This is a genomic window from Caballeronia sp. AZ1_KS37 (genome assembly GCF_023631165.1).
Lineage (GTDB): Bacteria > Pseudomonadota > Gammaproteobacteria > Burkholderiales > Burkholderiaceae > Caballeronia > Caballeronia zhejiangensis.
In genome coordinates this window covers 54,972-76,627 of the sequence record NZ_JALQDP010000011.1, presented here as the reverse complement: position 1 = coordinate 76,627, position 21,656 = coordinate 54,972, and the positions used below count along the sequence as shown (strand labels likewise).

15 protein-coding genes and 1 pseudogene are annotated in these 21,656 nt (G+C 65.6%); 7 read left to right on the top strand and 9 right to left on the bottom strand.

The window, feature by feature from the left end; all coding sequences use genetic code 11:
• Nucleotides 1-18 precede the first annotated feature (18 nt).
• The 3 genes from NCS00_RS08275 to NCS00_RS08265 all read right to left on the bottom strand — a co-directional run bounded on the left by NCS00_RS08275 (nt 19) and on the right by NCS00_RS08265 (nt 2,284).
• Nucleotides 19-846 carry an arginyltransferase gene (locus NCS00_RS08275; RefSeq protein WP_250439844.1) on the bottom strand — a complete coding sequence of 276 codons (828 nt, stop codon included), beginning with the start codon at nt 844-846 and terminating at the stop codon, nt 19-21.
• Between the two features lie 112 nt (nt 847-958).
• Entirely contained in the window at nt 959-1,690 is a 732-nt protein-coding gene (aat, locus tag NCS00_RS08270; RefSeq protein ID WP_250439843.1) for a leucyl/phenylalanyl-tRNA--protein transferase, read from the bottom strand.
• Nucleotides 1,691-1,738: 48 nt separating this feature from the next.
• On the bottom strand, nt 1,739-2,284 hold the full coding sequence (locus NCS00_RS08265) for an NUDIX hydrolase (RefSeq protein WP_008349294.1): 546 nt from the start codon (nt 2,282-2,284) through the stop codon (nt 1,739-1,741).
• Nucleotides 2,285-2,527: 243 nt separating this feature from the next.
• On the opposite strand from NCS00_RS08265, the gene NCS00_RS08260 reads away from it, so the two are divergent.
• From NCS00_RS08260 to moaE, 3 genes are read left to right on the top strand one after another with little or no spacing between them, the layout of a single operon-like run.
• The gene (locus tag NCS00_RS08260) at nt 2,528-3,757 is read left to right on the top strand and encodes a molybdopterin molybdotransferase MoeA (protein WP_350029356.1); all 1,230 of its coding nucleotides are present in this window, start codon (nt 2,528-2,530) and stop codon (nt 3,755-3,757) included.
• A gap of 4 nt (nt 3,758-3,761) precedes the next feature.
• Nucleotides 3,762-4,019 (top strand): molybdopterin converting factor subunit 1, encoded by a 258-nt coding sequence (gene moaD, locus NCS00_RS08255; RefSeq protein WP_008349297.1) that lies wholly within the window; start codon nt 3,762-3,764, stop codon nt 4,017-4,019.
• A 1-nt stretch (nt 4,020) separates the two neighbouring features.
• Nucleotides 4,021-4,485, top strand: a complete 465-nt coding sequence (gene moaE, locus NCS00_RS08250; protein WP_008349299.1) for a molybdopterin synthase catalytic subunit MoaE — start codon at nt 4,021-4,023, stop codon at nt 4,483-4,485.
• A 6-nt stretch (nt 4,486-4,491) separates the two neighbouring features.
• Here moaE and NCS00_RS08245 read toward each other — a convergent pair whose 3' ends face one another.
• On the bottom strand, nt 4,492-5,037 hold the full coding sequence (locus tag NCS00_RS08245) for a group III truncated hemoglobin (protein WP_034473178.1): 546 nt from the start codon (nt 5,035-5,037) through the stop codon (nt 4,492-4,494).
• Nucleotides 5,038-5,327: 290 nt separating this feature from the next.
• On the opposite strand from NCS00_RS08245, the gene NCS00_RS08240 reads away from it, so the two are divergent.
• The 4 genes from NCS00_RS08240 to NCS00_RS08225 all read left to right on the top strand — a co-directional run bounded on the left by NCS00_RS08240 (nt 5,328) and on the right by NCS00_RS08225 (nt 10,473).
• A complete protein-coding gene (locus tag NCS00_RS08240) occupies nt 5,328-5,837 on the top strand; it encodes an Rrf2 family transcriptional regulator (protein ID WP_250439840.1) in 510 nt (169 codons plus the stop codon).
• A 174-nt stretch (nt 5,838-6,011) separates the two neighbouring features.
• The gene (gene clpB, locus NCS00_RS08235; RefSeq protein ID WP_008349306.1) at nt 6,012-8,609 is read left to right on the top strand and encodes an ATP-dependent chaperone ClpB; all 2,598 of its coding nucleotides are present in this window, start codon (nt 6,012-6,014) and stop codon (nt 8,607-8,609) included.
• A 210-nt stretch (nt 8,610-8,819) separates the two neighbouring features.
• Nucleotides 8,820-9,137 (top strand): helix-turn-helix domain-containing protein, encoded by a 318-nt coding sequence (locus NCS00_RS08230; RefSeq protein ID WP_175982273.1) that lies wholly within the window; start codon nt 8,820-8,822, stop codon nt 9,135-9,137.
• A complete protein-coding gene (locus tag NCS00_RS08225) occupies nt 9,127-10,473 on the top strand; it encodes a HipA domain-containing protein (protein ID WP_008349309.1) in 1,347 nt (448 codons plus the stop codon). The genes NCS00_RS08230 and NCS00_RS08225 overlap by 11 nt, the downstream gene beginning before the upstream one ends.
• Before the next feature lie 63 nt (nt 10,474-10,536).
• On the opposite strand, the gene NCS00_RS08220 is transcribed toward NCS00_RS08225, so the two are convergent.
• The 5 genes and pseudogenes from NCS00_RS08220 to NCS00_RS08200 all read right to left on the bottom strand — a co-directional run bounded on the left by NCS00_RS08220 (nt 10,537) and on the right by NCS00_RS08200 (nt 21,636).
• Nucleotides 10,537-10,998: a YidB family protein gene (locus NCS00_RS08220; RefSeq protein ID WP_250439838.1), complete on the bottom strand. Its 462-nt coding sequence runs from the start codon at nt 10,996-10,998 to the stop codon at nt 10,537-10,539.
• Nucleotides 10,999-11,151: 153 nt separating this feature from the next.
• Nucleotides 11,152-11,736, bottom strand: coding sequence for a ComEA family DNA-binding protein (locus NCS00_RS08215; protein ID WP_175982271.1), 585 nt, complete (start codon nt 11,734-11,736; stop codon nt 11,152-11,154).
• Nucleotides 11,737-11,942: 206 nt separating this feature from the next.
• Nucleotides 11,943-14,156 carry a penicillin-binding protein 1C gene (gene pbpC / locus NCS00_RS08210; RefSeq protein WP_250439837.1) on the bottom strand — a complete coding sequence of 738 codons (2,214 nt, stop codon included), beginning with the start codon at nt 14,154-14,156 and terminating at the stop codon, nt 11,943-11,945.
• Nucleotides 14,157-14,160: 4 nt separating this feature from the next.
• Nucleotides 14,161-20,179, bottom strand: a pseudogene (locus tag NCS00_RS08205) (alpha-2-macroglobulin family protein).
• Nucleotides 20,180-20,274: 95 nt separating this feature from the next.
• A complete protein-coding gene (locus NCS00_RS08200) occupies nt 20,275-21,636 on the bottom strand; it encodes an MATE family efflux transporter (RefSeq protein ID WP_033536390.1) in 1,362 nt (453 codons plus the stop codon).
• Between the last annotated feature and the right edge of the window lie 20 nt (nt 21,637-21,656).

The following is a 21,656-nucleotide window of genomic DNA, read 5'->3' as shown; positions in this document are numbered from 1 at the left end:
CGTGCGGGACTTCGGCGGCTATTTCGGCTGGCTCGGGCCGTTGAAGCGCCCGGGCATCGGCAGCGCGCCCGCGGAGTGCGTGTTCGCGGGATCGAGCAGCGTCCAGCGGCCGTCGATCAGACCTTCCAGCGGCCGGAAATTGGCCTTGTACGCCATTTTTTCGCTTTCGCGGATCCAGTAGCCGAGGTAGACGTGCGGCAAGTCGAGACTCTTCGCCTGCTCGATCTGCCAGAGGATGTTGAAGGTGCCGTAGCTCGTCTTCGGCAGATCGGGTTCGAAGAACGTGTACACGGACGACAAGCCGTCGCCGAGTATGTCGATCATGCTGATCATGCGCAGTTCGCCGGGCTCGTCCGGATGTCCCGGATGCGCGGGTTCGCGAAACTCGACGAGCCGCGAATTGATCCGGCTTTGCAGCAGGAACTGCTCGTACTGATCGCGGCTGTCGCGGTCCATGCCGCCGCCCGCGTGACGCGCCGACTGATAGCGCATGTAAAGCGCGTAATGCTCTTCGTCGTAATGCAGCGGCGCGACGCTCGCGATCAGATTGCCGTGCAGCTTCCAGACGCGCCGCTGCGCCCGGTTCGGCACGAAGCGCGCGACCGGCACGCGCACCGGCACGCAGGCGCGGCAGCCGTCGCAATACGGTCGATACGTGAAGACGCCCGAGCGCCGGAAGCCGGCCTTGACGAGTTCGGTGTAGACGTCGGAGTTGATCAGATGGCTCGGCGTGGCCACCTGCGAGCGTGCAACACGCCCTTCCAGATAACTGCAAGGGTAGGGCGCTGTTGCATAGAATTGCAGCGCGGAAAGCGGTGACAGCGGCAGCTCGTTCGGATGTGTCACGTTGGCGGCTCTCGCAGGCGTCGTCTCGTCGTTGCCGGCCGGCGCGCGAGATCGTCTTCAGGCGCGCGGCGGCTGCATTGCATGTGTCGCTCGGGCATCACGCGTGTAGCGTTTAGCGTGCCAGCACGTCGAGAAGGACGGATTTGTCGAAGCGCCAGCCGATCGCCGGTTCCACCGTCGCCCGTCTCAGATGCGCGACGAACGCGCGGCGCGCGATCTCGCGGCCGCCCAGCGACGCCAGATGCGACGTGTTCTGCTGGCAGTCTATCATCTCAATTTGATTGCGGCGCAAGTGTCCGACGAGCGCCGCAAGCGCGATTTTCGACGCGTCGGTCTTGTGCGCGAACATCGACTCGCCGAAGAACATGCGCCCGAACGACACGCCGTAGAGTCCGCCCACGCGCACGCCGTCGAACCACGTCTCGACGCTGTGCGCGTTGCCTGCGCGATGCAAGGTCGTGTAGGCATCCACGATATCCGACGTGATCCACGTTCCGCGCTGGCCGTCGCGTGGCGTGTCGGCGCAGGCGCGCATCACGGCGGGAAAATCGTCGTCGACGCGGATCTCCCAGACCGGATCGCGCACCACGCGCTTCAAGGTCTTGCGCAGCGAATCCGACACCTTGAACTCGGCCGGAAACAGCACCATGCGCGGATCGGGACTCCACCACAGCACGGGCTGGCCGTCGGAATACCACGGGAAGATGCCGCGCCCGTAAGCATCGATGAGCCGCGACGGCAGAAGATCGGCGCTCGCGGCGAGCAGGCCCGGCGCGCCGCTCGCCGCGCCGAGCGCGCGCTCGACGGGCGGGAAGGGATCGTCGTCGGCGAGCCAGGGAACCATGTTCTCGGGAGGGCGGCGTTCAGTGAGATTCGTCGGACAGCGGCGGAATCAGCCGTCGCGCAGCGTGCGGAAGATGTCGCCCGTATGCAGCGTGAAGTTGCCGGCGGCGCGATCGGCGAAGAAGAATCGCAGCGTCTGTCCGACCGTCGGAAAGGCGATCTCGTCCCACGGAATCTCGCTTTCCTCGAAGAGCTTCACTTCCAGACTCTCCTCGCCGGGATCGACTTCGATATCGAGCAGCCGCGCCAGATAGAACAGATGCACCTGATGCACGTGCGGCACGTTGAGCAGCGTGAAGAGACTCTGAATCTCCACGCGCGCGCCCGCTTCCTCGAGCGTCTCGCGCGCGGCGCCTTCGCTCGTCGTTTCCTGCATTTCCATGAAGCCCGCGGGCAGCGTCCAGTAGCCGTAACGCGGCTCGATCGCGCGACGGCACAGCAGCACCTTGTCGTCCCACACCGGCACGGTGCCCACGACGTTGCGCGGATTCTGATAGTGAACGGTGCCGCAGTTGTTGCAGACGAAGCGCTCGCGGTTGTCGCCGGGCGGAATGGCGAGACCGACCTCGTGGCCGCAGAGGGAACAGAATTTCATGGAAATGGACGTGGGAAGTGTGCTGCGAGTGTATCACCGCACCGCCGCGGCTTTGAGGCGCGCGAATGGATTGCGGTATCGGTCGCGGCGCATGTCCGGCGTGCCCGAGGGCGAAGGTGCGACGCCTGCCTTCTCGCTACAATAGTTGACCGGAATTGCAATGTCCCTTTCACGATCAGGCCGCCGCGCGCGTCCCAACCGAACGCCATGTCATCCACGCCAGCCGCTTCAAGCCGTTCTCCGATGCTCGCCACCGCCGACGCGCTCGGCCGTCTGCTCGACGCCGCGCGTCAGGTCGACGCCCGCGAGCGCGTCGACACGCTCGATGCGCTGAACCGCGTGCTCGCCGCCGACGTGACCTCGCCGCTCGACGTCCCGCCGATGCACACCAGTTCGATGGATGGCTACGCGGTTCGCATCGCCGATCTCGCTGGCGCGAGCGAAGGCGCGCCGGTCACGTTGCGGGTGTCGCAGCGCATCCCGGCGGGGCACGCGGCCGGGCCGCTCGCGGCGGGTACGGCCGCGCGCATCTTCACCGGCGCGACGGTGCCCCCCGGCGCGGACGCCGTCGTCATGCAGGAAATGGCACAAGCGTCGGACGACGGGCGCGTTGCGTTCGGGCAGGCGCCCACGGCGGGCGAGTGGATCACGCAACAAGGCGCGGATATCCGGCGCGGCTCGGTGATCCTGCCCGCAGGCACGCGCCTGACGCCGCAGGCGCTCGGGCTCGCGGCGTCGGTCGGATGTGCGCAGCTCGAGGTCGTGCGGCGCGTGCGCGTCGCGATCTTCTTCACCGGCGACGAACTGCGCATGCCGGGCGAGCCGCTCGAACCCGGCGCGATCTACAACTCGAACCGCTTCACGCTGCGCGCGCTGCTCGCGAAGCTCGGCTGCGAGGTGACGGATCTCGGCATCGTGCCGGACCGGCTCGATGCGACGCGCGAAACCTTGCGGCGCGCGGCGGCGGACCACGATCTCATCCTGACGTGCGGCGGCGTGTCGGTCGGCGAGGAAGATCATGTGAAGCCGGCGGTCGAGGCCGAAGGACGCATTTCGATGTGGCAGATCGCGATGAAGCCGGGCAAGCCGCTCGCGTTCGGCGCGGTGCGGCGCGGCGGCGCGGTTCGCGATGAGGCGTTTTTCATCGGCTTGCCGGGCAATCCGGTTTCGAGTTTCTGCACGTTCCTGCTGTTCGTGCGGCCGTTTCTGCTGCGGCTCGCGGGCGTGACGAACGTCGCGCCGCGCGTCTATTCGATGCGCGCCGACTTCAGCCAGAAAAAAGGCGATCGCCGCAACGAATTCCTGCGCGCGCGCGTGAACGCGTCGGGCGGCCTCGATCTCTTCGAGAATCAGAGCTCGGCCGTGCTGACATCGACCGTCTGGGGCGATGGTCTCATCGACAATCCGCCGAATCATGCGATCGGCGCGGGCGAGATCGTGCGCTTCATCCCATTTTCAGAACTGACGCGGTAGAGAAATGAAGATCGATTTGAGATTTTTTGCGAGCGTGCGCGAGGCGCTGGGCGTCGCGAACGAGACGGTCAGCGTGCCGGACACGGTGGTCAATGTCGGCGACGTGCGCGCGTGGCTGCGCATGCGCGGCGGCGTGTGGGAAGAGACGCTCGCGGAAGGCCGTGCATTGCGCATGGCCTGCAATCACGTGATGACGAATCCGTCACAGCGCATCACCGAGGGTTGCGAAGTGGCGTTCTTTCCGCCTGTGACGGGTGGCTGAGATGAACACGCGTTCGAAAATCCGCGTGCAGGAAGCCGATTTCGACATCAGCGCGGAAGTGGCCGCGTTGCGCGCCGACAATCCGAAAGTGGGCGCGGTCGCGTGTTTCGTCGGCACGGTGCGCGATCTGAACGAAGGCAGCGCCGTCGAGACGATGGAACTCGAGCATTACCCCGGCATGACCGAAAAATCGCTCGAAACGATCGCCGATCAGGCGCGCGAGCGCTGGCGCGGCTCGGACGTGCTGATCGTGCATCGCGTGGGCAAACTCAAGCCGCTCGATCAGATCGTGCTCGTCGCGACGACGGCGATGCATCGCGCGGAGGCGTTCGAATCCTGCGCCTTCGTGATGGACTATCTCAAGACGCAGGCGCCGTTCTGGAAGAAGGAGAAGACCGAAGCGGGCGAACGCTGGGTCGACGCGCGCGAGTCCGACGATACGGCGCTCGCGCGCTGGCAGACCTGACCGGCGTCATTTTTCGTCGGCCGATTTGCCGATGAACTTCGCGGGAAACGGCTCGGCGTCGGGACGCTCGGGGAAGCGCGGCTCGGGCGCGCCGCCCGTGCGCTGCCGCTTCAGCGCCGCGAGGAGTTCCTGCTGCTCGACGGGAATCTCGTAGTCCCAGCCGAACTTGCTCAACTGCAAGCTCTGCGCGATGCGCAGCGCGGGTTCCATGAACTGCACGGCCGCAGCCGGCTCATAGCGCGACTCGACCGTGTTGAGAAACAGCGACAGCCAGCGCGCGAAGTGTTGCGGCTCGATATCGTCGATCGGGCGATGCGCTTCCTGCACGTTGCCGCGATATTGCTTCGATCCGAGCACGAGACTCGACCAGAAGGTGGTCATTTTGGCGAGATGCTCGTCCCAGCGGCCGGCGAGCGCGCGCGAAAAGATCGGCCCGAGGAGCGCATCGTCATCGACGCGCCGATAGAAGGCTTCGACCAGCGCGCGGACATTGGCTTCGCTGGGTGCGCGTTCGCGCGGGGCATCGGCGGAAAGGTGTTCGGTGTTCGTCATCTTTGAAACAGTGAAGGCGGATCAGATATTTTCCGGCGAAGAATGTAAAGATGCCGCAAAATGGCGCATCCATGCGGCCGACTCGTCGACGCGCGTCTCAAGCCGTACGAAAAGCACGCTTGTACGGATTCCGTGCATTTTGGTACGACGCGGGCGAGCGGTGCGCCGATGGTAAGTCAGCCACGTCCGCTCGTGTCATCGTCCCTCGTCTTGACGCGGACTCCTTGACGATACGCGCGTTTCGTCGAAATCCCGATGCGCTGTTGCATCCACTTTCTCCGCGCGAGATCATGCGACTCACCGATTACACCGATTATTCGCTGCGCGTCCTGCTCTATCTCTCGGTTCGACCTTCCGGCCTTTCGACGATTCAGGAAATCTCGGATGCATATGGCATTTCGAAGAACCATCTGATGAAAATCGTCCAGCAGCTTGGCGAACTCGGGTGGGTCGAGACCGTGCGCGGCCGCAACGGCGGACTGAGACTTTCATCGCGGACGAACGACCTCACGATCGGCGACATCGTGCGCAGAACCGAAAGCGATTTCGCGCTCGTGGGCTGCCTCGTGAATCAGCCGGCGGATCGGCAAGCCTCGTCGCACGCGCGCTGCGTCATTCAGCCGGCCTGCCGGTTGCGCGGCGTGCTGGCAGCCGCGCGCGACGCCTTTCTCGCCGAACTCGACAAGCACACGGTCGGCGAGCTCGCTCAACCCGCGAACGATCTGGCGGCTCTGCTCGGCATCGTCAGCATCGCGCCGATTGCGGTGGGTGCGCCCGGGGCGCTTCGCGCGCCTTCGTGATTCCAGCCGGCACGCGTTGAACGAAACCCGGACGCCGTAGGTCAATTCAGAGCCTGGGCGGTTGGCTGCCGCCATTGTCGAAGAGCAAAAAGAGCACTTTCCGGCCCAAACGATGCTTGAAAGTGACAAAAAGCGCCTCATTTTGGTCGTATTCAGAATCGGAGCTTTTAAAAAATGAGAATCGACAAACTCACCACCAAATTTCAGGAAGCGCTGTCCGACGCGCAGAGCCTCGCGGTCGGGCGCGACAACCAGTACATCGAACCGGTGCATTTGCTTGCCGCGCTCATCGCGCAGCAGGACGGCTCCGCGCGCTCGCTGCTGTCGCACGCGGGCGTGCAGGTGCAGGCGCTGCAAACGGCGCTCAACGAAGCGATCAACCGTCTGCCGCAAGTCCAGGGCACCGACGGCAATGTTCAAGTCAGCCGCGAACTCGCGGGCCTGCTCAACGCCGCCGACAAGGAAGCGCAGAAGCTCAACGACACGTACATCGCGAGCGAGATGTTCCTGATCGCCGTCGCGGATGACCGTGGCGAAGCCGGCCGTCTCGCGAAGCAGCACGGCCTGACGCGCCGTGCGCTCGAAGCCGCGATCAACGCCGTGCGCGGCGGCGCGCAGGTCAATAGCCAGGACGCGGAAAGCCAGCGCGAGGCGCTCAAGAAATACACCGTCGATCTGACCGAACGCGCCCGCGCGGGCAAGCTCGATCCGGTCATCGGCCGGGACGATGAAATTCGCCGCTCGATCCAGATTCTCCAGCGCCGCACGAAGAACAATCCGGTGCTGATCGGCGAGCCGGGCGTCGGCAAGACGGCGATCGTCGAAGGACTCGCGCAGCGCATCGTCAATGGCGAAGTGCCGGAAACGCTCAAGGGCAAGCGCGTGCTCTCGCTCGACATGGCCGCGCTGCTCGCGGGCGCGAAGTATCGCGGCGAGTTCGAGGAGCGCCTGAAGGCCGTGCTGCACGACATCGCGAAGGACGAAGGGCAAACCATCGTCTTCATCGACGAGATTCACACGATGGTCGGCGCGGGCAAGGCCGAAGGCGCGATGGACGCCGGCAACATGCTCAAGCCGGCGCTCTCGCGCGGCGAGCTGCATTGCATCGGCGCGACGACGCTCGACGAATACCGCAAGTACATCGAAAAGGACGCGGCGCTCGAGCGGCGTTTCCAGAAAGTGCTCGTCGATGAACCGTCGGTCGAGGCGACCATCGCGATTCTGCGCGGCTTGCAGGAAAAGTACGAACTGCATCACGGCGTCGAGATCACCGATCCGGCTATCGTCGCGGCGGCGGAGTTGTCGCATCGCTATATCACGGACCGTTTTTTGCCGGACAAGGCCATCGATCTGATCGACGAAGCCGCGTCGCGCATCAAGATGGAAATCGATTCGAAGCCCGAAGAGATGGACAAGCTGGATCGTCGTCTCATTCAGCTGAAAATCGAGCGCGAGGCCGTGAAGAAGGAGAAGGACGAGGCGTCGCAGAAGCGTCTGCAACTCATCGAAGAGGAAATCGACCGGCTCAATCGCGAGTATTCCGATCTCGAGGAAATCTGGACTGCCGAAAAAGCGGCGGTGCAGGGCAGCGCGCAACTGAAGGAAGAAATCGAGAAAGTGCGCGCGGATATCACGCGTCTGCAGCGCGAAGGCAAGCTGGAGAAGGTCGCCGAGTTGCAGTACGGCAAGCTGCCGGAACTCGAAGCGCGTCTGAAGCAGGTGACGCAGGCCGAATCGCAGGAGCAGAACAACCCGACGCGTCCGCGTCTTCTGCGCACGCAGGTCGGCGCCGAGGAAATCGCGGAAGTCGTGTCGCGTTCCACCGGCATTCCCGTTTCGCGGATGATGCAGGGCGAGCGCGAGAAGCTGCTGCAGATCGAAGCGAAGCTGCATGAGCGCGTGATCGGCCAGGACGAGGCGATCGGCGCGGTCGCTGACGCGATTCGCCGCTCGCGTGCGGGTCTGTCGGATCCGAATCGTCCGTATGGCTCGTTCCTGTTCCTCGGGCCGACGGGCGTCGGCAAGACGGAACTGTGCAAGGCGCTCGCGGCGTTCCTGTTCGATTCGGAAGATCATCTGATCCGCATCGACATGAGCGAGTTCATGGAGAAGCACAGCGTCGCGCGTCTGATCGGCGCGCCGCCGGGATACGTCGGTTATGAGGAAGGCGGCTATTTGACCGAGGCCGTGCGCCGCAAGCCGTACAGCGTGATTCTGCTCGATGAAATCGAGAAGGCGCATCCGGACGTGTTCAACGTGCTGCTGCAAGTGCTCGACGACGGGCGCATGACGGACGGTCAAGGCCGCACCGTGGACTTCAAGAACACGGTGATCGTGATGACGTCGAACCTCGGCTCGCAGGTCATTCAGGGCATGGTCGGCGAGCCGCAGGAAAGGGTGAAGGACGCCGTGTGGGAAGAAGTGAAGCTGCACTTCCGGCCGGAATTCCTGAACCGTATCGACGATGTCGTCGTGTTCCATGCGCTCGATCGCACGAACATCGAGTCCATCGCGAAGATTCAGCTGGCGCGTCTGCACGAGCGGCTCGCCAAGCTCGATATGGACCTCGATGTCTCGGATGCGGCGCTCGCGCAGATCGGCAAGGTCGGGTACGACCCGCTGTTCGGCGCGCGTCCGCTGAAGCGCGCGATCCAGCAGGAGATCGAGAATCCGGTCGCCAAGCTGATTCTCGCGGGACGGTTCGGGCCGAAGGACGTCATTCCCGTCGATGTGCGGGAAGGCCAGTTCGTGTTCGATCGCGTGGTGCATTGAGGGCGGTTCGGTCGTAGCGGTAGCGCGGCGGCCGTCGGGCGAAAAAGGCAACGGAGCGATTCGTTGCCTTTTTTGTTTCTATAATCTGTGCGATCGCACGGATTCCCGCGCGGAGCACGCGCGATGAATGAAAATCCATTCGATTGCATGGATTATCGTGCTCTCATACAATGATTCGGTTTTATCCCTGCGATCGCACGGATTCAAATTATGGAAATCGATATTCGAACGGCGAGCGAAATCGGCGTCGCGGTGCGTGCGGCGCGCAAAGCGCAACGGCTTCGCCAGGACGATGCGGCCGGCAGCATCGGCGTCAGCGAGAGCTTTCTCGGCAAGGTCGAGAAGGGCGCTGAGAGCGTGCATTGGGGCAAGCTGTTCCAAGTGCTCGAAGGCTTGGGCGTGCGCGTGACGGTCGATATCCCGGACGAAGCGGGTGAGCTTTTCGCGGGAGAGGCGGTCAAGCGTTACGCCCGCGTCGAGCGCGCCGAGAAACGTCGTCGCGCACGAGAGGACGCGGATGAGTCCTGAGACCATCGCGACGCTCGAAGGCCGCCGCAATCTGATCGCGAGCATCAACGACGTCGAAGTGGGTGTGCTCAACGCCGACGACGACATCTGGTCTTTCTCCTATCTGCCGGCGTGGCGCGACAGCGTGGACGGTTATCCGCTGAGTCCGGCGCTGCCGCTGCAACCGAACGCGTTGCGCGACGGCAGCACGCGCCGCTCGGTGCAGTGGTACTTCGACAACCTCCTTCCGGAAGAAGGCCAACGCACGCTGCTCGCGCGCGACGCGGCCATTCGCAACGAAGCCGATGCCTTCGCGCTGCTCGCGCACTACGGTGCCGAATCGGCGGGTTCGGTGACGCTGCGTCCACCCGGTGCAAGCGACGAGCAACCGCCCGCCGAGCGCTTGCTGCCCGACGAAGCGTTGCAGGCGCGGATCGACGCGTTGCCCCGCCTGCCGCTCACGCACGACGCACTCAAACGCATGTCGCTCGCCGGCGCGCAGCACAAGCTGGCGGTGGTGTTGCGCGACGACGCGTTGTTCGAGCCGGCAGGCCGCACACCGTCGACGCATATCCTCAAGCCGAATCATCAGGACACCGATGACTATCCGCACTCGGTCATCAACGAATGGTTCGTGATGAAGCTCGCCGACAAGCTGCGCCTCGGCGTTCCGGGCGTGCATCGGCGCTACGTGCCTTCTCCCGTGTATCTCGTGGATCGCTTCGACCGCGAGTCGCGGGCGGGACAATGGCGCCGGCTGCATAGCATCGACGCTTGCCAGTTGCTCGACCTCGCGCGTACGTTCAAGTACGAGCAGGGCAGCGTCGAGCAACTCGCCACACTGGCCGCGCGTTGCCGGAATCAGGCGTCCGCACGCACGCGGCTCTTTTCGTGGCTCGTGTTCAATGTGCTGGTGGGAAATTCGGACGCGCATCTGAAAAACCTGAGTTTCCTCGTCTCGCGCCAAGGTATTCAGCTTGCGCCGTTCTACGACCTGCTGAGCGTAGCCGCATACGCGACGCCGTCGTATCAAAAGGACGCATGGCCGAAGCGGGCATCGTTCGCGTGGGACATCCTCGGCGCGCGCTACTACGACGACTTCGATCGCGCGTTGATGCTGCGGGCGGGCGAAGTGCTCGGTATCGCCAGGACGACGGCCGAACGGCTGCTGGATGCGCTCGCAGGTTCGATCGTGCGCGCGGCCGCCGATCTGTACGCGCGCGTCGAAGAGAAAAACGCGGCGTTGCTCGCCGAGCGGCCGGGACTGGCTGCGACGCTCGGCGGCGAGCTGATGTGTCTGCGTGTGATCCGCTACACGATCATCGAGGACATGACACGCAAGCTTGCAGCCGCCTGAAACACAAAAGCCCCGCTCGGTTCAACGCCGGCGGGGCTTTCGATTCAATGCGTGAAAGCGCGTTCAGCCTTGCTTGGGCTCTTCGCTCTTGCCGAAAAGACCTGCGAGGCCGCCAAGCGAGCCCAGAACGCCGGTCAGATCGAGCTGGCCTTCGGGCGGCACCTCACCGTTCGGCGTTGCGCGATCGACGATATGCGGCAGCACCGCCGCGAGCATGCTGGACAGTTGGTCGCCGGAGACGCCTGCTTTCTGCGCGAGCGCGCCGACGTTGTCCTGCCCGAGCACGTTCGTGAGCGTGTCGGGGCTGATGGGCTTGTTCTCGCCCGTGCCGATCCACGACTGGACCACGTCGCCCGCGCCGTGTTGCTGGAAGCGCTGGATCAGGCCCATGAGGCCGCCGGGCTGGCTGTTGACGAAAGCGAGCGCCGCTGCGATCAGCGCGGCCTGGCCGGACTGAGCCGGTTGGCCGCCCGGTTGTTGCGACGAATTGCCGAGGGTGGAGGCGAGGATATCGAGTAGGCTCATGACGGTCTCACTACGAGAGGTTGCGGGGTGGGTTCGCCTGTGCCGCCGCATTCGGCTCGGAACCGGTCGCGGCGGCGCGGGCATCGGCCGCGAGCGGCCGTTCGACGATGGTCATACGAAGGCAAGTTTCCTTCGACAAGGTTCCCCGAAGAATCACTGACTGGCAGCCGCGGCGCTGGCGGCCTTATCTTTCTTGCTGCGTTTCGATTTTGCGGGCTTCGCTTCGCTCGCGGCGGAAGGGCTCGACGCACTCGCTGCTGCCGACGCTGCGCTGTCCTTTTTCGATTTTTTCGACGCCTTCGTTCCCGATGCAGGCGCGGCAGGCGTCGTGGCCGGCGTCTGCGCCGTCGTGGCTGCGGGCGAGGTCGCGCCGGTGGCCGCGGTCGACGATTTGACCGTCGAGTTCGGCGCGGCGCTGCCGCCTTGCGTCGACGGCGTCGCGGGCTTCGACGGTTTGCCTGTCGGCGGCAGCGACGAGCCGCCGATCGTCAGCCCATTCTGTTCCAGATTCGTCACGGATTTGGCGCCGAGACCCTTGACGCGAGTCGCGAGATCGTCGGCGTCCTTGAAGGGGCCGTTCTTCGTGCGCTCGTCGATGATCGCCTTCGACTTCACCGGCCCCAGACCCTTCACCGATTCCAGCGCGGCTTGATCGGCGGTATTGACATCGACCGCGGCGAACGCCGCTCCCATCGACAGCACGAACGCAAAGCACAGCATCAGCAGCTTTTTCAGCATGACGGCACTCCAGGCTTGAGAGAAAGGATGAATCGATAAGTTCGGGCCAATCGGGAAGATGCCGTTAAGGATAGGGCAAAAAACCGTCCCGAACGATGGCGCCCGCATTGTGCACGACCCCGTCGCGCGCACCGCGCCCGCGCACAATCTTTAACGTTGCAAAACGCTGCACGGATGACGTCGCTGTTTTAGCGGGCGTGCGCGCATCACTTCGATGTGCGCGCGGACGTCTTCGCGAAAGCGCCGCGGACCTCGAAGCCGACTTTATCGACGACTTCGCCTTTTGCATCGACCAGTTCGAGCACATGTCGGCCCGGCCACGGCAGCCATGCCGCTCGGGCGTCGTGACCGTAGGGTTTGCCGTCGAGCCGCCACGCGAGGCGCGCGCTGCCGTCCACGCGGGTGAACCACACGCGCTGACGCGCCGGCGGAATGTCAGGGTCGAGCGCGAAGATCGTGCCGTCCGTCGGTGCGCCGATGCGTGCGGCCCGCGCGTCGGCGTTCGCGCCGCGCGCCGCCTGCGCCGCGTTCGCCGTGAGGCCGATGGCGCTCATCTGCGTGCCGCGCACGAACCACTCGCTGCGCGCCGGTTCGATGTCGTTCTGATACGTGACGCGCGTCGTCACGACGCCCGATGGCGCTTGCGGCGCGCGGCTATCCGATCGCCGGTTCAGATAGTTGACGATCGCGTTCCACGCCGGCGCCGCGCCCGTCACGCCCGAAACGTCCCACATCGGCGCGCCGTCGGCATTGCCGACCCAGACGCCCACGGTGTAGCGCGATGTGAAACCGATCGCCCAGTTGTCGCGCATGTCCTTGCTGGTGCCGGTTTTAACGGCGCTGAAGGTGCGCGTGGCGAGCACGCTGTCGAAGCCGAACGTGCGCGTGCGTGCGTTGTTGTCCGCGAGGATGTCGGTGACGATGAAGCTCGCTTCCGGGCTGAAGACGCGCGTGCCCGCCTGCGCCGGCCGATGGTCCGCGAGATCGAAGAAGGGCTGTGCGACGCCGCCGTTCGCGAACGTGCGATACGCGTTGGCGAGCGTCGCCAGCGTCACGTCCGCGCTGCCGAGCGCGAGGGAAAAGCCATAGTAATCGCCAGCTTGCGACAAAGGCAGCCCGAGCGCGACGAGCGTCTTCGCGAAGCGATGCGGCGTGACCATCACGAGCGTACGCACCGCCGGCACGTTGAGCGACGAGCCGAGCGCGGTTCGCACGCTTACCCAGCCCTTGAAGTCGTGATCGTAGTTTTGCGGAATGTAGAGGCCGCCGCCGGTCGCGAGATCGAGCGGCGCGTCGTCGAGCAGCGTGGCGGCGGTGACGCGCTTTTCGTCGATCGCCTGCGCATACAGAAAGGGCTTGAGCGTCGAGCCGGCCTGACGTGCCGAGAGCACGGCGTCGACTTCCGGCGCGTTCGACAGGCCGCCCGCCGAGCCGACCCACGCGAGCACGTCGCCCGAACGATTGTCGATCACGATGGCCGCCGCGTCGTGCACATTGCGCGGATGCGGGCGCGCGTTCAGTTCGGCGAGCGTGCGGGCGAGCGTATCGCGGGCGAAGCGTTGCAGGCGCGCGTCGAGCGTGGAGCGCACGCGCGCGCCAGCCATCGGATGCACTTCGCCCGCGATGCGTCGCGCGAGATGCGGCGCGAGCGCGTCGTCGCCCTGAGCGAAGGCGGGCGCGGACGCGGTGCGGGTCAACGTGAGCTGCACGTAGCTGTCGAGATTGATGCACGGATCGACGCTCTGCGCGACGCCGTGCAGCGTCTGCATGTCGCGCAGAATCACGCACGCGCGCGCGGCGACCTTCGCAAAGGGCGCGTTCGGCGCGCGCACCAGCGCGGCGGCGAGCGCCGACTCGCGTTCGTCGAGACCGGAAGGGGCCTTGCCGAACAGCGTCTGCGATAGCGCCGACAACCCGACGATCTCGCCGCGAAACGGCACGAGATTCAGATACGCCTCGAGAATCTGATCCTTGCGCCAGGTGCGTTCGAGCCACAGCGCGCCGATTGTCTGCCCGGCCTTTTCGCCGATCGAACGGCGGCCGGCGCGCTTGCCGTCATCGTCGATGAGACCGGTGAGTTGCATCGTCACCGTCGATGCACCGCGCGTACGCGTGTTCCACAAATTGCCCCACGCGGCTGCCGCGGCGCCGCGCCAGTCGACGCCCGCGTGCTCGTAGAAACGCCTGTCCTCCGATACGACGATCGCTTCGCGCAAGGCGGGCGACACGTCGGACAGCGCGATCCAGTCGCCGCGCCGTGCGCTCTTGTCGACGCGCGTGCGCGCGAGCGGCTCGCCGTCGCGCGAGAGCAGCACCCAGTCGGAGCTGCGCCAGTTCGCGCGCACTTCGTCGAAGCCCGGCTGCGCCTGCGCCGGCATCGATAGCGCGCATGCGATCAGAAGGCAGGCGGCGCGTTTCATCGGATCACTTCGCGGCGAGCGGCTTGACGACCACCGGCGCATTCGGCAGCGCGCCGAACGCCGACGGCGCGTAGAGCGCTTCGACGCGCGTCGGCGGCAGGCCGAACGTGCCCGGATTGTTCAGGCGCATCGTGTATTCGACGCTCAGCTTGCCCTTCGGCAGATAGTCGTAATACGCGCGATAACCATCGAAGCCACGCTCGACGAACGCGGGCCACGCGCCGTCATCCCGCTTCTCGCCTTCGGTCGCCGCAGCGGAATCGCGTCCGAGACCGGAGCCGAGGATCGTCGCGCCCGCGGGAATCGGATCGTTGACGACGACCCACGTCATGTCGCTTTGCGCGTCGATGTCGAGATGCACGCGGACGATATCGCCGCGCGACAGCGCGCCTTTCACGGCGGGATCGATCGGCGTGACGGTTTTCGCGATGCGATAGCCCGCCGCGAACGGCGCCTTCAACGCGACAGCCGCGAGACTTTCGATCGTCGCCCACGGCTTGCCCGTGCCGTCCTGCGAGAGCGTGAGCGAACCGCTGCTCCACGGCAGCATCACGCTGCGCGCGTTCGCGTTCTTCGTCGCGGGCGTGGCCGAGGCGGGCGCGGGCGTGGACATGACAGCGGCGCTCCAATTCACGCTTTGCGCCGATGCGCCCAGCTGGATCGACGTGTGACCCGTCACCGGCGTGCTCTCGAAGAGTTGCGAGAATCGGCCGACGGCGAGCGCGCCCCACAGATTGGCGGTCGTCGTTTGCCACGCGCCGTGCTTCTGCAACGCGAGCAGGCCCGCGACGACGCGCGGCATCTCGTCCTTCCAGCCGGGCGCATCCGCAAAGATGAGCGCGGTGCGCGCGGCGTTGGTTTCCGTGCCGGTCATGAGCCACCAGAGATCGTCGTCGCGCTCGGTCGAGAACGTGAGTCGCGTGCCCTGATACGTCAGACGCGCGCGAATGATCTGCTCCGCCTGCGCACGCTTCTCGTCGCGATTCGGAATGCCGTCGACGCGCGACAGGATTGCGTAGTAGTCCAGCACCGCGGATGTCGGCCACTGATCCGGCGCGACCGTGATCGAGCCGAGCATGCGCGGCTGTGCAAGGCCATAGCGCGAGAGCGCTTCGATCGCGGCGAGCTTCCTATCGTCGAGATCGTTGCGCGGCGCCCAGAACTTGCGCTCGAGCTTGCCGTCGACGAAATTCGCGAGGCCCGCCGCCATCTGATTGCGCAAATCGTCGGGCAGCGCGAAACGGCGATCCTGCTTCGCGGCTTCATCGGTGACGGCGAGCAGATAGGCCGTGAGGGCGGGGCTGCCGGTCGGGCGCTCGTCGTCGGCGGGCGGGAAGTAGTTCGCGAGGCCGTCGCGATCGAGATACGACGGCATCCGCGCGAGCACGCCTTGCCAAAGCGCTGCGTCCATCAGGCCGAGCGCGCGCGAAGTCTGCTGTTCGAGGCAACTGTACGGATAGCGCTCGAACCAGCGACGCACGCCGGGCAGTCCTTCGGCGAGCTTCGATTGCAACGACACCGCGATGCCGCCGCGCACGGCGCCGTCGCTCGACTTGATTGCATCCGCGGGCGGCGCGACGGGCAGCGTGAGCGTGCCGTCGACTTGCGCGAGGGTCGCCTGCTGGACATTGACGGGAATCGCCGCGACGACTTTCTGCGTCAGTTTGACGGCATCGCTCGCCCTGGGTCCGGCCTGTTCGGACGCGGTCACGTTCCATTCCAACGCTGCGGATGAATTCGCGCCGAGCACATCGGGCGTCGTGACCTCCCACGCGACTTCCTGCGACGATTCCGGCGCAAGCTCGACCGTGCGCGCATCGAGCGCCAGCGCGCCGGCATGCGGCGTGATGAAGACGCGCATCGTCCGCGCGGTCGTGTTGCGCAGCGTGAACTGCGCGCGGAACGAATCGCCGACACGCACGAGCGGCGGCAATCCCGATATCAGTTGCAAGTCCTGCGTGCTCTGAATCGATGCGCTGCCGGTGCCGAACTGGCCCGCCCCGACCGCCGCCACCGCGACGATGCGAAAGCGCGTGAGCGCGTCGTTCAGCGGAACGTCGATGGTCGCTTCGCCTTTGGCATCGAGCGTGACGCGCGGATTCCACAGCAGCAGCGTGTCGAACAGTTCGCGCGTCGCGCTGTGTCCGCCGCCGCCGCCCGCAGGCACCGCCTTGCGCCCGAAGTGCCGCCGCCCGACGATCTCCATCTGCGCGGTCGCCGTCTGGACGCCGTACGCGCGCCGTTCGAGCATCGCGTCGAGCACGTCCCAGCTTCGATTCGGCATCAGTTCGAGCAAGGCTTCATCGACGGCCGCGACGGCGATCTGCGTGCCCGCGGGCGCGGGCTTGCCATCGGGCAGCGCGACTTTCACCTTGACGTGCGCCTTGCCTCGCACGGTGTACGACTTCGCATCCGGACTCACGCTGACCGCGAGCCTGTGCGCCGCCGTGCCGACCTTGATCGACGCCAGCCCGTAGCGGAACGCGGGCTTGCTCAAATCGACGAGCGGCGTCGGCGCCTGATACTGACGGCCTTCGTACCAGAACGCGCGCGCCCATTCGACCGGCGCCTTCCATCCCCAAGTGAAGAAGGAATACCACGGCACTTCGCGGATGCGTCCGCGCAACGCGAGCACCGACACGTACACGTTCGGCGCCCACGACGCTTCGATTTTCAGCTCGACGCTCGGATCGGTGCCGTTCAGTTCGACGACTCGCGTCTCGACGATGCCCTCGCGCTCGACGGCGACGAGCGCCGTCGCGGACCGGAACGGCATGCGGACCTGGAAGCGCGCGGTTTCGCCGGGCTCGTAACTCGTCTTTTCCGGCAGCACGTCGATGCGGTCGGTGTTCTCGCCGCCGAACCACAGCTCGTCCGCGCGCGTGACCCACACGGACGTACTCGCGTTGGCCGCGCGGCCGTCGCCGTCTTTCGCGATCGCGATGACATCGACGTTGCCGGCATCCTTCAGCTTCGCATCGCACGAGACGATGCCGTGATCGTCGCTCTTGCCGCTGCACAGCGTGCCGAGATCCTTGATTTCCGTGTGGTTGTCGTAAGCGTAGAAGCCGCCGACCATGCGCTTTCTCGAGCTCGACATCACGCGAGCGACGGCCTTGATCTCCACCGACACGCCCGCGCGCGGCTTGCCCTGCAGATCTAGCGCGATCGCCTGCACCGGCAGCGCGCCGCCGACCGATACCCAATGTCCCGCTTTCACGCCGACCGCGACGTCGGCGGGCCACAGCGTCGTGCCGCCGCTGATCGTCTGAATCTCGCCGTTCGGATCGGCGAAGCTCGCTTCGAGCGTGAGACGCTTCGGCGATTCGAGCGCCGGCAGCGGCTTGATCGTGACCTTGCCGGCGCCTTCGCGATCGAGCGTGACGCGCAGCTTGTCGGCGACGAGCTTCGTCGTCGCGTGGTCTTCCTGCTCGCTGTCTTCGTCTTCGGCGGGCGCGCTCGCGCCGTCGTCCGTCGGCTTGCGGTAAGGTGCGAAAGTGAACGCTTCGTATTGCGAAGCGAAGGGCGGCGCGGCATCGCGCACGAGCGCGGAAACCTGCACCGGCAGATTCGATGCCGGTCCGCCCTGCACGTATTCGAGCCGCACCGCGACCGGCGCTTCCTGCGCCGCGACGAGACCGGACGCTTTGGCCTCGCCGGCCGTGATCGAGCCTTTGAACACCGGCAGGCGGAATTCCTCCACGCGGAAGCTGCCGGCTCCGTACGACTGCGTCACCGGGTTGTCGTTGTCGTTGGCGTTGCCGCTATCGTCGTCGGATGAAGCCGTGCCGTTGTCGAGCGACACGCTGTATTCGCCGAGCTTCGCGGCGGCGGGCACGGCGAAGGTCGAATCGGCGCTGTGATCGGCGGCCCATTTGAGCGGCAAATGCCACGTCTGTCCGCTGCCGACGTGCCGGATCGTCACGCGCGTTGGATAGCTCTTCGGAAACGCGAAGCCGCCGAGCGTTTGCACGCGCAGCAGGTGCTTCATGGATACGGTTTCGCCCGCGCGCAGCAGCGTGCGGTCGAACACCGTATGCGCGCGCGTCGTGCGCGCCGCGCTCATGTCGGTCGGCACGTTGAAGCGCCACGATTCGATGCCGCGATCCCAGTCCGATGTCACGAACGCCATGTCCGGACCGCTCACGGGATCGTTCACGCGCGCGGACACGAAAAAGCCGCCCCACGCGAGACTGCGCTCGTTGCATCGGCGCACGGACGCGAGCGGCTTGCCGATTTTCGCGATGCCTTGCGCATCGGTTTTCGCGGTGGCGATTTCATCGCCGTTGCAGTCGGTGACGCGCACGTCGGCGTTCGCGACGGGCTTGCCCTTGTCGAGCGTCGTGACCCAGACGACGCTGTTCTCGCGTCCCTCTTTGAAATGCACGCCGAGATTGGTGACGAGCACCGACGTTCGCACGTACATCGCCTGATTCTTGTCGAGCAGCGATGCGCCGAGCGCCGGCGAACTCAGTTCGACGACATAGAAGCCCGGCTTTGTCAGCGGAATGCCGACGACTTCGAACGGACGCAGCGCTTTCGGATCGGCGGCGGGCAAGGCGAGGGTTTCGACGCCGCGCTGTTTCGCGAGCATCGACAGCGAACGAATGTCGATTTGCGGATCGTTCGACACCGAGCCGTCCCTGTTCGGGATGATGACCGGCTCGATACCGTTGTTCAGCATCGCGGGCATGAGCTTTTCGATGGACGAGCGCGACATCGAGACGTCGTCGAACATGTCGACGGCGCGCATCCACTCGCGGATGTCCGTGTCGGCGTCGAGCTTGAGCTTCGTGATCTGCGACGTGCCCGAATGGAGCCCTTGCACATGCAGGTCCGCTTCGACATGACGCAGCGTGACCGGCAGCATCGCCGGCATGCCGGGTTCCGCGAATCGCTCGATGATGCCGAACGTGCCCGACGAGAATTTCGCGAGCGGCGGCATCGCGGCGGTCGCGGTCTTGAGCGGGAAAAGGTCGGCGTTGGCGAGCGTGCGGCCGCTCACGTCTTTCAGATTCGCGGGCGCCTCGATGGTGAGACTGGCGCGCTCGGGCAGCGGCGCGGCGAACTCGATGCCGCTGACTTCCGCATCCTTGTCGCTAGGATTCGAAGTGAGGCGCGGCGCTTCCTTTCGGACCGCGCAGTGCGAACTTCTGCGCATCGGCGCGGCTGATCGGCGCGGAGAACGTGAGGCGCATCGGCCGCAGCGGCGTGCACGGTGCGTTGGCGTTTTCGCGCTCGCAGGAGAAACCGGCGGTGAAGGGCTTGCGCACGTCGAAGTTGAAGCGCTTCTCGACGTCATTGGCGATGCCGCTCGGTCCCGTCACGCCCGTGCCGTACACGAGCTGCATTTTCGTCGCGGACGGCAACGTTTGCTGGCACGCGAGCGTCAGTACGCGATCGCTCTCTTTCTCCAGGCGGAAGTGTTTGAGCAGCGCGGCGCGCGTGGCGTCGTCGACGGCGCGGACCGGAATGCGATTGCCGAGCGCGCTCGATTCGCACCAGACATGCTGCAGCACGGACGCCTGCGTCGCCGGGCCGTTCAGACGCAGCACGAAGGCCTGATTTTCTTCGATGTCGCCGTAGCCCGGCATGATGCGTGTGACGAACGGTCCGCCCGTCTGGAACGCGAAGTGGCGCGGGCCGGAAAGCGCGTTGCCGGCCGTGGATTTGAGGGTGTCCGAGAGATCGAGCGCGCAGCGCACGCCGGGCGGCAGATCGTGCTCGAAGTCGAAGGCCCAGGTCTGGGCGTCGATCCAGCGGCCCGAGCCCGCGGTAGCCGATGCGCCCGCGCCGCTACAGGCGATCTTGCCGGGCGCGGCGGCGGCCGCATTGCCGAAGGCGGTCATCGGTTCGTCGAACTTGGCGACGACCTGCCGCACTTGCGCGACCTTGCCTTGCGGCGACACGCTCGTGATGCGCGCGGCATCGGCCCGATGAAGCGCGGCGCTTAATCCCAACGCGGCGATCAGCGTGGTTGCGGCCAGAATCCATTTTTTTTGTGACGTTGTTATGCGGCTCATCCACTCGCTCCGAGTTTTCCTCGACGCGAAATTCTACTGGAGCCTTACGTCGATCTTTCGTCGGCTGCGCTCGGGCGACGCTTTTTAACGGAAGATCAATCTGCGTGCACGTTCGGCAGATGCCGCGAACTCACGCGCCGCCAATACACGAACAAGCCGACGCCCGCGACGCCGAGGCTCGCCGAATTCGCGATCCAGAAGCCGCGCGCGCCCTGCAGCCATTCGGGCACGCCGCCGCCGACATCGAAGCCGAGCAGATAACCGCCGCCAAGCCCGATGCCCCATAGCGCGATCGCGTAGATCACGGTCGGCACGAGCGTCACCTTGTATGCGCGCAGGATGAACGCGGTGGTGATCTGCAGCGCATCGCAGAAGTGATAGAAGAAGATGATGAGCACGAGCGGCATCGCGGCCGCGATCACGTTCGCATCGGGTGTGTACGCAGCGATCACGAGCGGACGCGCCGCGAGCAGGAGCACGCCGTACACGAGCGCGAGCACGCACGCCATGCCGATGCCGTGACGCGAGATCGAGCGGGCGTCGTCGTAGCGTTGCGCGCCGAGCGCCTGCGACACGAGCGTCGACGACGCGATGCCGATCGCGAGCGGCGTCATGTACAGCACCGCGCCGAGATTGCCCGCGATCTGATGACCGGCGAGCGTCGTCGTGCCGAAGCGCGAGATAAAGAGCGCCATGAACGTGTACGACGTGACTTCGATCAGATACGAGAGGCCCATCGGAATGCCGAGCCGCAGAAGCGCGAGCTGACGCCGCCAGACCGGCCAGCAGAAGTGCGAGAAGATGGCGAACGGGCGGAAGAACTCGACCTTGAGGAGCACCGTCATGCCGACCGCCGCCAGCACCCAGTTGATGAGCGTGCTCGCGAGCGCGCAACCCGGACCGCCCAGCGCCGGCACGCCGAATCCGCCGAAGATGAACCACGTGTTGAGCGGAAACTTGAGCAGCAGGCCGCCGACCTGCAGGAACATCACGAGGCGCGGCTTGCCGACCGCGTTCGTGAGCGAGCTATAGACGCGAAACGCGAGGCTCGCGGGCAGGCCGAACGACAGAATGCGCAGATAGTCGACGGTGCGGTCGTGCAGCGCGGGCGGCGTCTTGGCGAGCGACAGAAGCGGCTCGGGATGGAACAGCAGCACGAAGCCGATCACGGCGAGCGCGGCGGCGAGCCAGAACGCCTGACGCGTCTCTTCGCCGATTTCGCTTTCGCGGCCCGCGCCGAAGAGCTGGCCGGCAATCGGCTGCAGTGCGACGAGAATGCCCGTCAGGCCGATATACACCGAGATATAGACGGAACCGCCGAGACCGAGCGCGGCGAGATCGGTGGCGGAGAAGCGGCCGACCATCGCGGTGTCGATCACGCCGAACGCGATCACCGCGAGCTGGCCGATCAGCACCGGCCAGGCGAGCGCGGCGATCTTGCGCACATCGCTCAGCATGCCGGTCGTACTCGCGGAAG

What these genes read in the sequence shown, in the direction of transcription:
- aat (WP_250439843.1), bottom strand. Translation starts at nt 1,690, where the DNA reads ATGGTTCCCTGGCTCGCCGACGACGATCCCTTCCCGCCCGTCGAGCGC.
- NCS00_RS08265 (WP_008349294.1), bottom strand. Translation starts at nt 2,284, where the DNA reads ATGAAATTCTGTTCCCTCTGCGGCCACGAGGTCGGTCTCGCCATTCCG.
- NCS00_RS08260 (WP_350029356.1), top strand. Translation starts at nt 2,528, where the DNA reads ATGCTCGCCACCGCCGACGCGCTCGGCCGTCTGCTCGACGCCGCGCGT.
- moaD (WP_008349297.1), top strand. Translation starts at nt 3,762, where the DNA reads ATGAAGATCGATTTGAGATTTTTTGCGAGCGTGCGCGAGGCGCTGGGC.
- moaE (WP_008349299.1), top strand. Translation starts at nt 4,021, where the DNA reads ATGAACACGCGTTCGAAAATCCGCGTGCAGGAAGCCGATTTCGACATC.
- NCS00_RS08245 (WP_034473178.1), bottom strand. Translation starts at nt 5,037, where the DNA reads ATGACGAACACCGAACACCTTTCCGCCGATGCCCCGCGCGAACGCGCA.
- NCS00_RS08240 (WP_250439840.1), top strand. Translation starts at nt 5,328, where the DNA reads ATGCGACTCACCGATTACACCGATTATTCGCTGCGCGTCCTGCTCTAT.
- clpB (WP_008349306.1), top strand. Translation starts at nt 6,012, where the DNA reads ATGAGAATCGACAAACTCACCACCAAATTTCAGGAAGCGCTGTCCGAC.
- NCS00_RS08230 (WP_175982273.1), top strand. Translation starts at nt 8,820, where the DNA reads ATGGAAATCGATATTCGAACGGCGAGCGAAATCGGCGTCGCGGTGCGT.
- NCS00_RS08225 (WP_008349309.1), top strand. Translation starts at nt 9,127, where the DNA reads ATGAGTCCTGAGACCATCGCGACGCTCGAAGGCCGCCGCAATCTGATC.
- NCS00_RS08220 (WP_250439838.1), bottom strand. Translation starts at nt 10,998, where the DNA reads ATGAGCCTACTCGATATCCTCGCCTCCACCCTCGGCAATTCGTCGCAA.
- NCS00_RS08215 (WP_175982271.1), bottom strand. Translation starts at nt 11,736, where the DNA reads ATGCTGAAAAAGCTGCTGATGCTGTGCTTTGCGTTCGTGCTGTCGATG.
- pbpC (WP_250439837.1), bottom strand. Translation starts at nt 14,156, where the DNA reads ATGAAACGCGCCGCCTGCCTTCTGATCGCATGCGCGCTATCGATGCCG.
- NCS00_RS08200 (WP_033536390.1), bottom strand. Translation starts at nt 21,636, where the DNA reads ATGCTGAGCGATGTGCGCAAGATCGCCGCGCTCGCCTGGCCGGTGCTG.